This is a genomic window from Exiguobacterium sp. UBA1053 (genome assembly GCF_002316465.1).
GTDB lineage: Bacteria > Bacillota > Bacilli > Exiguobacteriales > Exiguobacteriaceae > Exiguobacterium_A > Exiguobacterium_A abrahamii.
This window is the reverse complement of record NZ_DCDO01000013.1, coordinates 520,225-532,678: the sequence shown is the minus strand read 5'-3', so window position 1 is coordinate 532,678 and position 12,454 is coordinate 520,225. Positions and strand designations below refer to the sequence as shown.

The 12,454-nt window shown below is 47.0% G+C and carries 10 protein-coding genes; 9 read left to right on the top strand and 1 reads right to left on the bottom strand.

Annotated elements, in window-relative coordinates; all coding sequences use genetic code 11:
- Window positions 1-7 precede the first annotated feature (7 nt).
- The 3 genes from icd to B3G15_RS10430 all read left to right on the top strand — a co-directional run bounded on the left by icd (window position 8) and on the right by B3G15_RS10430 (window position 3,839).
- Window positions 8-1,282, top strand: coding sequence for an NADP-dependent isocitrate dehydrogenase (gene icd, locus B3G15_RS10440; RefSeq protein WP_149427711.1), 1,275 nt, complete (start codon window positions 8-10; stop codon window positions 1,280-1,282).
- A 22-nt stretch (window positions 1,283-1,304) separates the two neighbouring features.
- Window positions 1,305-2,243: a malate dehydrogenase gene (gene mdh / locus B3G15_RS10435; RefSeq protein ID WP_050677650.1), complete on the top strand. Its 939-nt coding sequence runs from the start codon at window positions 1,305-1,307 to the stop codon at window positions 2,241-2,243.
- A gap of 456 nt (window positions 2,244-2,699) precedes the next feature.
- Entirely contained in the window at window positions 2,700-3,839 is a 1,140-nt protein-coding gene (locus tag B3G15_RS10430; RefSeq protein WP_035396552.1) for a zinc-dependent alcohol dehydrogenase, read from the top strand.
- 59 nt (window positions 3,840-3,898) lie between these two features.
- Here B3G15_RS10430 and B3G15_RS10425 read toward each other — a convergent pair whose 3' ends face one another.
- Window positions 3,899-4,324, bottom strand: a complete 426-nt coding sequence (locus tag B3G15_RS10425) for a divergent PAP2 family protein (RefSeq protein WP_133207611.1) — start codon at window positions 4,322-4,324, stop codon at window positions 3,899-3,901.
- A 221-nt stretch (window positions 4,325-4,545) separates the two neighbouring features.
- Between B3G15_RS10425 and B3G15_RS10420 the strand changes: the two genes are divergently transcribed.
- The 6 genes from B3G15_RS10420 to B3G15_RS10395 all read left to right on the top strand — a co-directional run bounded on the left by B3G15_RS10420 (window position 4,546) and on the right by B3G15_RS10395 (window position 12,421).
- The gene (locus B3G15_RS10420) at window positions 4,546-5,256 is read left to right on the top strand and encodes a response regulator transcription factor (protein ID WP_064299909.1); all 711 of its coding nucleotides are present in this window, start codon (window positions 4,546-4,548) and stop codon (window positions 5,254-5,256) included.
- Entirely contained in the window at window positions 5,253-6,986 is a 1,734-nt protein-coding gene (gene pnpS / locus B3G15_RS10415) for a two-component system histidine kinase PnpS (protein WP_290720684.1), read from the top strand. The genes B3G15_RS10420 and pnpS overlap by 4 nt, the downstream gene beginning before the upstream one ends.
- A gap of 212 nt (window positions 6,987-7,198) precedes the next feature.
- Window positions 7,199-9,796, top strand: a complete 2,598-nt coding sequence (gene polA, locus B3G15_RS10410; protein WP_290720681.1) for a DNA polymerase I — start codon at window positions 7,199-7,201, stop codon at window positions 9,794-9,796.
- Window positions 9,797-9,812: 16 nt separating this feature from the next.
- Window positions 9,813-10,643 carry a DNA-formamidopyrimidine glycosylase gene (gene mutM, locus B3G15_RS10405; RefSeq protein ID WP_290720678.1) on the top strand — a complete coding sequence of 277 codons (831 nt, stop codon included), beginning with the start codon at window positions 9,813-9,815 and terminating at the stop codon, window positions 10,641-10,643.
- Window positions 10,640-11,245 carry a dephospho-CoA kinase gene (coaE, locus tag B3G15_RS10400; RefSeq protein ID WP_290720676.1) on the top strand — a complete coding sequence of 202 codons (606 nt, stop codon included), beginning with the start codon at window positions 10,640-10,642 and terminating at the stop codon, window positions 11,243-11,245. Before mutM ends, coaE begins: the two co-directional genes overlap by 4 nt.
- A gap of 132 nt (window positions 11,246-11,377) precedes the next feature.
- Window positions 11,378-12,421 carry a glyceraldehyde-3-phosphate dehydrogenase gene (locus tag B3G15_RS10395; protein WP_023469025.1) on the top strand — a complete coding sequence of 348 codons (1,044 nt, stop codon included), beginning with the start codon at window positions 11,378-11,380 and terminating at the stop codon, window positions 12,419-12,421.
- Window positions 12,422-12,454 lie beyond the last annotated feature (33 nt).

The window sequence follows — 12,454 nt, the reverse complement described above, 5'->3', positions numbered from 1 at the left end:
TTTAGACATGGCTACACTTCAAGGCGAAAACATCACAGTAACTAACGGTACACTTCAAGTTCCAAACGCTCCAATCATTCCGTTCATCATTGGTGACGGAACCGGACCTGACATCTGGAACGCAGCGGTACGTGTGTTTGATGCAGCAGTTGAAAAAGCATACAACGGTGAAAAGAAAATCGAATGGAAAGAAGTCTACGCTGGTGAAAAAGCATTCAACAAAACAGGCAACTGGTTACCAGAAGAGACACTCGATCTCATCCGTGAGCACATCATCGCAATCAAAGGACCACTTACGACACCAGTCGGCGGCGGAATCCGTTCATTGAACGTTGCTCTACGTCAAGAGCTTGATTTGTACACATGTCTTCGTCCAGTTCGTTACTTCACAGGTGTTCCTTCACCGGTTAAACGCCCAGAAGATACAGACATGGTCATCTTCCGTGAAAATACTGAAGACATCTACGCAGGAATCGAATACGCAGAAGGTAGCGAAGGCGCTGCAAAACTGCTTCAGTTCCTTCAAAACGAAATGGGTGTCAATAAAATCCGCTTCCCTGAGACATCTGGTCTTGGAATCAAACCGATTTCAAAAGAGGGAACAGAACGCCTCGTTCGTGCAGCAATCGAATATGCACTCGAGAACAAACGTGCTTCATTGACGCTCGTTCATAAAGGAAACATCATGAAGTTCACTGAGGGTGCTTTCAAAAACTGGGGCTATGAGCTTGCTGAGCGTGAATACGCAGAGCACGTCTTCACTTGGAACCAGTACGATCGCATCAAGGAAGAAGAAGGAACAGATGCTGCGAATAAAGCACAAGCAGACGCAGAAGCTGCTGGTAAGTTGATCGTGAAAGACTCAATCGCTGATATCTTCTTACAACAAATCTTGACTCGTCCAAAAGAGTTCGATGTCGTTGCGACAATGAACTTGAACGGTGACTACATCTCGGATGCACTTGCAGCACAAGTCGGTGGTATCGGAATCGCACCTGGAGCAAACATCAACTATATGACAGGTCATGCGATCTTTGAAGCCACTCACGGTACGGCACCGAAATACGCTGGACTTGATAAAGTAAACCCATCGTCTGTCATCTTGTCAGGCGAAATGATGTTCCGTCACCTCGGCTGGAACGAAGCGGCAGATCTCATCATCAAATCGATGGAAACATCGATTGAATCGAAAGTCGTCACATACGACTTCGCACGTCTCATGGATGGTGCGACTGAAGTGAAGTGTTCTGAATTCGCGGACGAACTCATCAAAAACATGTAATCCGATCAGGAGGAATGAGTCGATGAACAGACGGAAGAAGATCGCAGTCATAGGAAGTGGCTTTACGGGCGCAACGACAGCACTCTATCTTGCTCAGCGAGAGCTAGGAGATGTCGTCCTCGTCGACCGACCCGAGCAAGAGAATCCGACGAAAGGAAAGGCGCTCGATATGCAAGAGGCAGCGCCGATCCTCGGGTTTGATGCTTCAGTAAAAGGGACATCGAACTATGCCGACATCAACGGTGCGGATATCGTCGTCATCACTGCCGGTATCGCTCGGAAGCCGGGTATGAGCCGCGAGGACCTCGTGAGTACGAATGCTGCCGTCATGACAGCTGTGACGAAGGAAATCGTCGCGCATGCACCGGAATCGATCATCATCGTTTTGACGAATCCGGTCGATGCGATGACGTACACGGTCTATCAAGCATCTGGTTTTCCGAAAGAGCGTGTCATCGGTCAATCCGGTGTCCTCGACACAGCACGCTTCCGGACATTCTTAGCAGAGGAACTGAACGTTTCTGTAAAGGATGTATCGGGATTCGTACTCGGCGGACACGGGGATGACATGGTGCCACTACTGCGCTATTCGCAGGCGGGGGGCATTCCAATCGAGAAACTGATATCCAAGGAGCGGTTAGATGCGATCGTTGACCGAACACGTAAAGGCGGCGGTGAAATCGTTCAGTTACTCGGAAACGGTTCCGCTTACTACGCACCGGCAGCAGCAATTGCTGAGATGGTCGAGGCGATCTTGAAGGACCAGCGACGTATTCTCCCTGCCATTGCTTATCTCGAAGGCGAATATGGATATGACGATATGTATTTCGGTGTACCGGTCATTCTTGGCGGAAACGGTGTCGAGCATGTCTATGAACTCGAACTGACGACTGAGGAGCAAGAGGCTTTGAATCGCTCTGCCTCTACAGTCCGCTCTGTACTCGACTTATTAAAATCTTGATTCTAAAAAAAGACGAACTTGTCACTTTCGACAAGCTCGTCTTTTTTCATCTCGTCATAATCGATGAGGAGAAGCATAGTGCGATAACTTGGCATACCAAGGGCAGACCAGTATAAGAAGAAACGTCAGCCAAGGAATCAAGTATCCGATTCGAAGGAAGTAACCTTGGTGTTCCATATGTAGGTGTTGTGAGTTTTGACAATGTGGACAGGGCAGTCCGTGAGCAGACCAGATTAAATGATAGATTGTTCGAGCAGACCAGGATTGACGACAAACGGTGCATCGTGCCACGTGAGTGCCTCCTTTCATTCATAGGTTTATTGTGTAAAGTGTGTTTTTCACAACATACGAGACACATAGGCGAAAAGTTCCAATTTTAATAAACATGTAGAAAAGATGATTGTATTAGGGTAAGGACAAAGGTACGTCATTTTATTCCACTAAGGGGGATGCCACATGCGCGCCGTAACGTACCAAGGAGCAAAAGATGTTCAAGTCAAACAAGTCCAGGATCCATCGATTGATAAAAACGATGATATCATCGTCAAAATCACATCGACTGCCATTTGTGGATCAGATTTACACATCTATCAAGGAAATATGCCGGCTCACAAAGATTATGTCATTGGTCATGAACCGATGGGCATCGTTGAAGAGGTTGGACCAGGTGTGACGAAGGTCAAGCGTGGCGACCGCGTCGTGTTACCGTTTAATGTTGCTTGTGGTCACTGTTTCTTTTGTGAACATGATATGGAGAGTCAATGTGATAACTCGAACGGAAATCCCCATGTCGATACAGGTGGGTACTTCGGTTTTACAGAAGAGTTTGGTGGACATCCCGGTGGTCAGGCGGAATATTTAAAAGTTCCGTTCGGGAATTTCATGCCACTCGTGATTCCTGAATCATGCGAATTAGAAGATGAGGCATTATTGTTCTTATCTGACGTTTTACCTACGGCGTATTGGAGTGTCCTGCATGCGGGTGTGAAAAAAGGAGATACAGTCGTCGTACTCGGATCAGGACCAGTTGGACTAATGACACAAAAATTTGCATGGATGCAAGGAGCAAAGCGAGTCATTGCGGTGGATGATCAAGTGTATCGATTAAATCATGCTAAAGTCACGAATAAAGTCGAGACAGTAAATTTCTCGGATCACGCAGAAAGTGGTGCGTATATTAAAGAGCTAACACAAGGTGGAGCAGACGTCGTCATTGATTGCGTCGGTTTTGATGGGAAGATGTCCCCTGTAGAAAAAATTGAACAAAAGATTGGTCTGCAAGGTGGAACGTTGAGTGCCATTGACATTGCAAAGGACGCTGTCCGGAAATTTGGTACTGTGCAGTTGACAGGCGTCTACGCTAAAAAATATAATCAGTTTCCGCTTGGCGATTTCTTTACCCGAAATATTACGCTGAAAATGGGACAAGCACCAGTCGTTCATTTGATGCCGGAACTGTTCCAGAAAATCATCAATCAAGAATTTGATCCGACGGATATCGTGACACACCGAGTGGCACTTGATGATGCTGCTTCTGCCTATCAGACATTTAATGATCGGACAGATGGATGTATCAAGGTCGTCTTGAAACCATAAGCTATATCATACTCAAACAGCCCATCCGATTTTTGGATGGGCTGTTGTACATCATAGGATTAAAAGAAGAAGACGGGCCACAGAATACCGACGGCTAGTCCGAGTAACAGACCGACGAACACCTGAAATTCGGTATGACCGACGAGCTCATTCAGGAGAGGAGTCTCATGGCGAATTCCTTTGAAATAATCATTGAGAAGTTTTGCCTGAACACCGACTGCTTGTCTGACACCCGTCGCATCATACATGATGATTGTCGCAAAGATGACAGCCAGTGCGAAAATCGAAGACGAGAAGCCCTCCTGAAAACCGATGACAACGGCTAAGGCGACGACAGTCGAACTATGTGAACTAGGCATACCACCGGAAGCAAACATGATTTCCAGGTCGAACTTTCGTGTCCGAACCAAACTCGTGACAAGCTTCGCTGCTTGAGCGATGAACCACGCCGTGATGGCTGCAAAAAGGGGATGGTTCCATTCCATACATTCTACCTCCTACAATTAACGATATGTATTGTTTCCCCGTTTTATTAGCTTTTACACGAACGATCTAGTTGGATTCGGCATCTCCTTTAAAGATTATGTAAAGAAACTGCAGAAAGATTTGTGGTTTTCCATTAAAAGTCGGTAAGATGAAGACAGACGAAGCGGATTCCACGGAATTCCTCATTCGAAAAGAAGGAAACTTGAGGGGGATGCAAGGTTTGAAAGATAAAATTATCGTGGTAGATGATGAGTTGTCGATTGCAACGTTGTTGAAGTTCAACTTAGAACAAGCCGGCTTCATCGTTGAAACAGCTCATGATGGGATGTCTGGTTTAAAATTAGCAGAAAAACAAGATGCGGCATTGATCGTCTTAGATTTGATGTTACCGGAGCTTGATGGTCTTGAAGTATGTAAACGTCTCCGCCAGCAAAAAATCAATACACCGATTTTGATGTTGACGGCAAAAGATGACGAATTTGATAAAGTTCTCGGATTAGAACTTGGAGCGGATGATTATTTGACGAAACCATTCAGTCCACGTGAAGTCGTTGCGCGTGTGAAAGCAATTTTACGACGAATGAGTCATCAGACAACACCTTCGGAAGAAGTGACGGATGGGACGATTCTGATTGGTGATGTCAAGATCGTTCCAGATAACTACGAAGCTTTCAAAGCAGAAGAGCGTCTTGAACTGACACCTAAAGAATTCGAATTGCTCGTATATCTTGCTAAAAATAAGGGACGTGTCCTGACACGAGATCAACTGTTATCCGCAATATGGAACTATGATTTCGTCGGCGATACACGAATCGTGGATGTGCACATTAGTCATGTCCGTGAAAAAATCGAGCCGAATACGAAAAAACCGATTTATATCAAAACGATTCGTGGTCTCGGGTATAAGATGGAGGAGCCGAAACCGGAATGAGTAAGTATCGCAAGCGGTTCATCTTCAAAATGTTTTCGTTCATCAGTCTCGTGCTGATTGCACTCGGTTTCTTACTTGGACAATCCTTCAAAGAGTTCTATGTCCAAAATGAAAAAGAAAAATTGATGGATGAGACTTCTCTTGTCGAGACGATCTTACAAGGACGCGATATTTCGGAGATGGCCCAGTACGTGAATCAATTGTACGCTGAATCGAACTTCGACATGATTTTATTCAATGGTAGGGGTGAGATCATTGCCGGTACACCGGTTGATGTGACGAAGCTAAAAGTCGCGACCCTCAATTTTTCAGCGATTCCTGATGAGGGGACGTTTGAATCGAAAACAGATGACAGTGTCGTTCAATTCACGAAGCCTGTTCCGACAGCGGACGGTGGCGAGGTGTACGTCAGTTTCATTCGTTACGCAAAAGACTTAAACGTCATTTATTCACGGATTTGGACGGTCATCATCCTTTCTCTCGTTGCGTCGTTATTGGTTATATTCTTGACGATTTATCGGTCGACGAAACGATTCCTTCGACCGATCGCGGAGGCAACCGATGTCCTGCACGAACTGTCGCATGGAAATTACAAGTCACGCGTCTATGAGTTGTCGGCACCCGACGAATCACGCGATTTAGGGCGCTCCATCAATCTACTAGCGCGAAATCTCGAGAACGCATCGTCTGGTGAAGCGATGCAACGGGCACGTCTCGAATCCTTGATCGAATACATGGGAGCCGGTCTCATGTTGATTGATGAAAAAGGATACGTCCTGCTCGTCAATCGGACGTATCGGGAAATGTTCAATATTCATGAACCGTCTAGCGGGAAGCTGTACTATCGTGTATTGCCAAACGAAAAGATGAGCCAGGTGATTGAAGATGTCTATCTGACGGAAAAACCGAATCGAAAGCAGTCGAGTGTTCGATTCGGTATCAATAGTCGGACGTTCATGGTCAGTGCCGCTCCGATTTTCGATAAGAACGGTCGCGTGCAGGGAACGACCGTCGTCTTTAACGACATCACGGAAATCAAAAAGCTGGAACAGATGCGTAAAGACTTCGTCGCGAATGTCAGCCATGAATTAAAAACACCACTGACGTCCATCAAAGGGTTTGCGGAAACGTTACTTGATGGCGCGCAAGAGGTTCCGGAAATCCGTGAACAATTTTTACAAATCATTCATGACGAGTCGGAACGGATGCAGACATTAGTGGAAGACTTGCTTGAACTCTCTCGTCTGGAACAGGATAATTATCAGCTCGAGACCGCAATCGTTGATGTGACAAGTCTTGTTCGGGAAACGGCAGCACTCCTGGACCGACGAGCAACAGAAAAAGAGATGACGATTCATATCGAAACGGAAGAAGAAGTCTTCATTCGGGCAGATTTGAATCGATTAAAACAGGTCGTCGTCAACTTGGTAGCGAATGCGTTGAATTATACGCCAAATGGTGGCAACGTCTGGATTCAGCTCGAGGATGGAGAAGAGTCTGTCCAGCTCATCATCAAAGATGACGGAATTGGTATCCATCCGAAAGAAACCCAACGGATTTTCGAACGTTTCTATCGTGTCGATAAGGCAAGAAGCCGTAATTCCGGGGGTACGGGTCTCGGACTAGCTATCGTCAAACACATCGTCGACCTTCATCATGGTGAAATCGAAGTCGCTTCAGAAGAGCAGAAAGGAACGACATTTACGATTCGTTTACCAAAACACGGCTGAATTTCACAGTGGATTCACATTTCCTTAATAGACATATCTTATGATGAAAGTACCTTCTTCATCATCTGTATGGCGACTGGATCAGCTCCCATGTCGTCATGCCCTTGGCGATTGACTCCCCGTGAGTCAATCGTCTTTTTTTGGTCATTTTTAGCGAACAAATGTGTGTAGAGTGATACAATAGGAACAGAAAATCGATTAAAGGGGCGTAGATGATGGAAAATAAATTGCTATTGATTGATGGGAACTCGTTGACCTATCGGGCGTTTTTCGCCTTACCACCAATGACGGATGCGCAAGGACGAAATACGAACGCAGCTTATGGCTTTACGATGATGTTATTGAAGTTGCTCGAGGAAGAACAACCGACACATATGCTCGTTGCCTTCGATGCTTCGAGTGAAACGTTCCGTCATGATGTCTATCAGGAGTATAAAGGGAGTCGGGAAAAGACACCGTCCGAACTACGTGAGCAATTCCCGATCGTCCGGGATATCTGTGAAGCGCTCGGTATTCAAATGATGGAACTCCATCGCTATGAGGCAGATGATTTGATTGGTACGCTCGCACGAACGATGCCGACGGATCGGACGCGGATCGTCACAGGTGATAAAGATTTACTTCAACTTGTCACGGATAAGGTCGAAGTCTTGATCACGAAGCGGGGGATTACGGACGTCCAGTGCATGACGGAGGAACTGTTCGCTGAGACATATGGTGGTCTCAAACCGATTCAAATGATTGACCTGAAAGGGTTAATGGGGGATAAGTCGGATAATATTCCAGGGATTCCTGGGATTGGTGAAAAGACAGCGATCAAATTGATTTCAGCATACGGTTCTGTTGAAGGATTGTATGAGCACGTCGAGGACTTAAAAGGAAAGCAAAAAGAAAAAGTCATCGCGAACGAAGAACTGGCCCGGTTATCAAAAGAACTCGCGACAATCAAGGTAGATGTGCCACTTGAGACGACGCTAGATGATTTGCAAATTCGCGACGTTGATACCCAAGTGCCGTATTCGTTGTTCCAGTCGCTCGGCTTCAAGTCGTTGACGAATCGATTCGCCCCTGTCGTCAAAGAAGAGGATAAAGAGCAGTTGAACGTCGTGACGATCACTTCACTTCCTGAAGACGTCACCGATGCGGTGTTGCTTGCTGAACAGTTGCGAGAGGATTACATGGAAGAGGACATCATCGGGTTTGCGATCGCAACGCCTGACACGATCTATGTTGCTGCCCCGACGCTTGTCGAGGATCCGGCATTCCGCCAATGGATCGAGTCGGAACATCGGAAGATTTGTCTTGATGCCAAACAAGTCGCATTCGCGTTGCGTAAGCACGGCTTAACATTAAACGGTTATGAGGATCTGTTATTAGCGGGTTACTTATTGAACTTAAGTGGCGGCACGACCCTCGCTTCAATTGCTGGTCATTATGCATTGATGGCACCAAACGAAGAAGCAGTCCTCGGTAAGGGAGCCAAACGTCTAGCCCCAGCTGATGACGTATTACACCCTTATCTTGCAGAGAAAGCACGGATGATCGAATTATTGTTCCCGAAAGTCCGGGAAGAGTTGAAGGCGAATCAGCAATATGAGCTGTATGAAACACTAGAGCGTCCATTATCAGGTGTCCTCGCTGAGATGGAGTGGACCGGGATTCGTGTCGATGTCGCGACGCTCCAATCGATGCAAGCAGATCTTGCCGGACGTCTTACGGAACTTGAGACGCTGGTCTTTGAAGCGGCAGGTGAGTCGTTCAATATCAATTCACCGAAACAACTCGGGGTGATTCTGTTTGAAAAACTCGAACTACCCGCCTTCAAGAAAACAAAGACCGGCTACTCGACTGCCGCAGACGTTCTTGAAAAACTGCGCCCATTGCATCCGGTCATCGATCACATCATGTTATACCGGGAGCTCCAAAAATTACAGTCGACATATGTCGAAGGCTTACAAAAAGTCATCAAGGAAGACGGAAAGATTCACACCCGTTTTGCTCAGACGATTGCCCAGACAGGTCGTTTAAGTTCGGTCAATCCGAACCTTCAGAATATCCCGATTCGGATCGAAGAAGGACGGAAGATTCGAAAAGCCTTCGTTCCAAGTGAGACAGGCTGGTCACTGTACGCTGCCGACTATTCACAAATCGAATTACGTGTCATGGCTGATATGTCGCAGGATCAGACGCTTGTCGATGCGTTCTTACATGATGAGGACATCCATACCCAAACGGCAAGTAGTGTCTTTGGTGTCGAACCGGAGGATGTCACAGGAAACATGCGTCGTCAGGCGAAAGCCGTCAACTTCGGCATTATTTATGGAATCAGCGATTATGGACTGTCACAAAACTTGAACATCACGCGGAAGGAAGCACAATCGTTCATCGATCGTTATTTCGAGCTGTTCCCGCAAATCAAACAGTTCATGGATACGGCGATTGAGACGGCACGAGCGAATGGGTTCGTCGAAACGTTGATGAACCGGCGCCGTAACATCCCGGATATCAATTCGAAAAACTTCAACTTACGTGGTTTTGCGGAACGTACGGCAATCAATACGCCGATTCAAGGTTCGGCTGCGGATATCATTAAAAAAGCGATGCTTGATGTGCATGCTGCCTTACAGGCATCTGATCTGAAAGCACGTTTGTTACTACAAGTACACGATGAATTGATTTTTGAAGCACCAGACGAAGAACTCGATGCGCTACAAGCGCTGGTCAAACAAGCGATGGAGCAGACCGTCGAACTATCCGTACCGCTACGCGTCGATGGGGGCGCAGGACATACGTGGTACGAAACGAAGTAAGCAAGGAGGAATAGACGTGCCTGAATTACCTGAAGTCGAGACCGTTCGCCGCAGTTTAGAACGTTCGGTCTCTGGAAAAACAGTCTCTTCCGTCAAAGTCTACCACCCGAAAATGATTCGGGGGATGGAAGTGGCACCATTTGCAGATGCCTTACATCAAGAACGGATCGAACGCGTCGAACGTCGCGGTAAGTTCCTACTCTTTGATTTTGATCGTTTTTATCTCGTCAGCCATTTGCGGATGGAAGGGAAGTACTTCCCGTATCCGCAACCGGTCGAGCGGGATAAACATACTCATGTCGTCTTCCGTTTCACGGATGGTTCGGAGCTGCATTACAATGACGTCCGGAAGTTCGGAACGATGGAATTACGTGATAAGGAAACAGCGATGCAAACTGCTCCACTGGGACAGCTGGAGCGTGAACCATTTGATCCAGAGTTCACAGCAGAAGTGTTAGCGGAGAATTTAATTCGTAAAAAAAGAAGTCCAATCAAAACGGCATTGCTCGACCAATCGATTTTCCTCGGTCTCGGTAACATCTATGTCGATGAGACCCTTCATGCGGCACGTGTCCATCCGTTGACGAAGGCTGGTGCCTTGACGCTTGATGATATTTCACGCATCCATCAAGCCGGTGTCGACGTCTTACGACAAGCAGTGGAAGCGGGGGGAAGTACGATCCGAAGTTATGTCTCACCTTCCGGAAAAGGTGAGTTCCAGCTTCAACTCGCGGTATACGGTCAAAAGGGCGAACCATGTCCCCGTTGCGGCACTGCCATTGAAAAAATCAAAGTCGGTGGACGAGGAACGCACTTCTGTCCGACGTGCCAACAGGTCGCCTTATGAGGGTTGGTCTGACGGGCAGTATCGCCACTGGTAAAAGTACGGTCTCTAGCTATCTGAAGCAAAAAGGAATAGCGGTCATCGATGCGGATCTTGTTGCGCGAGAAGTCGTTGAGCCAGGAGGGCGAGCCTATGAGGCGGTCAAGATGGCCTTCCCGGAAGCATTCGAGGAAGGACGTCTCGTTCGTCCAAAACTTGGACAAATCATTTTTCAGGATAGCGAAAAACGACAACAGCTGAATCAGTTGATGCACCCAAGTATTCGACGACAGATGCTTGATGAAGCAGATGCCTATGAACGTTCAGGACATTCGCTCGTCGTATTTGATATTCCGTTATTACTTGAAGGCGATTGGCGGACGCTGTTCGACCGTGTCGTAGTCGTTTATTGTCCGGAAAACATGCAGTTAAGACGATTGATGCAACGTAATGATCTATCGGAAGAAGAAGCATATGCACGTATTCATTCGCAACTTAGCATTGAACAGAAAAAAGAGCTTGCGGATGATGTGTTCTTTAATGATGGGAGTCTTGATTCGTTATATCAACAAATCGATAAATGGTTAGTATTATATGACACCGATAAGCATGAGAGCGACATATGAAAAGTGTGAAGTGAGAGAAGTTTCCATCTTCTCTCACTTTTTTTAGAGAACATAATGAAATCGCTTACATTTCATGATATAGTTCTATCTGTAAACGGAGCTACATCCGTCACATTGAAGGGGGATCCGCACATGGGAGTCAAGGTGGCAGTCAATGGTTTTGGTCGAATTGGTCGAATGGTCTTTCGACGTCTGATCGCTGAGGGGAAAAGCGAAGTCGTAGCAATCAATGCAAGCTATCCAGTCGAAACACTTGCACATTTAATCAAGTACGACACGGTACATGGGAAATTCAATTATCCGGTCGACATCATCGATGGGGCGTTGATGGTTGACGGAAGACAAATTCAAATCGTCAGTGAACGCAATCCTGAACTATTGCCGTGGGGGGAACTCGGCATCGATATCGTCGTCGAAGCGACAGGAAAGTTCAACTCAGATACGGGTGCTGCGAAGCATTTAGTGGCAGGCGCAAAAAAGGTCGTCATCACGGCACCTGCTAAAGGGGATGTCCGGACGATCGTCATGGGTGTCAATGACGACATGTATGATCATGAAACAGATGCTATCGTCTCGAACGCATCGTGTACGACGAACTGTCTCGCACCTGTCGTGCAAGTCATCGACCGGGCATTCGGAATCGAATCGGGTCTCGTGACGACGGTTCACGCGTTTACGAACGATCAAAATAATATTGATAATCCACATAAGGATTTACGACGCGCCCGTGCATGTGGCTCATCCATCATTCCAACATCGACAGGTGCGGCAAAGGCGATTTCTCTCGTCTTGCCACACTTGGAAGGAAAATTGAATGGACTCGCGCTTCGTGTTCCGACACCAAACGTCTCACTCGTCGATCTCGTCGTCGAAGTCAGTCGCGATACGACAGTTGCTGAAGTGAACGAAGCGTTCACGAAAGCAGCGGACGGTGCGCTTGAAGGCATTCTCGGAATGACGATGGAACCGCTCGTTTCGATCGACTTCAACGGAGAAGAGCGTTCGACGGTCGTCGATGGACTCTCGACGATGGTCATGGGTGGTCGTCAGGTGAAGGTCCTCGCTTGGTACGATAATGAGTGGGGTTACTCCTGCCGCGTCGTCGACCTCGTACATCTTGTTTCGGCGCACTTAGAGGCGATGGGAACGGTTGAAAAAGAACTTGAATTGAATTAATGACAACGGGCAGATCCCAGTAACGACGGGACC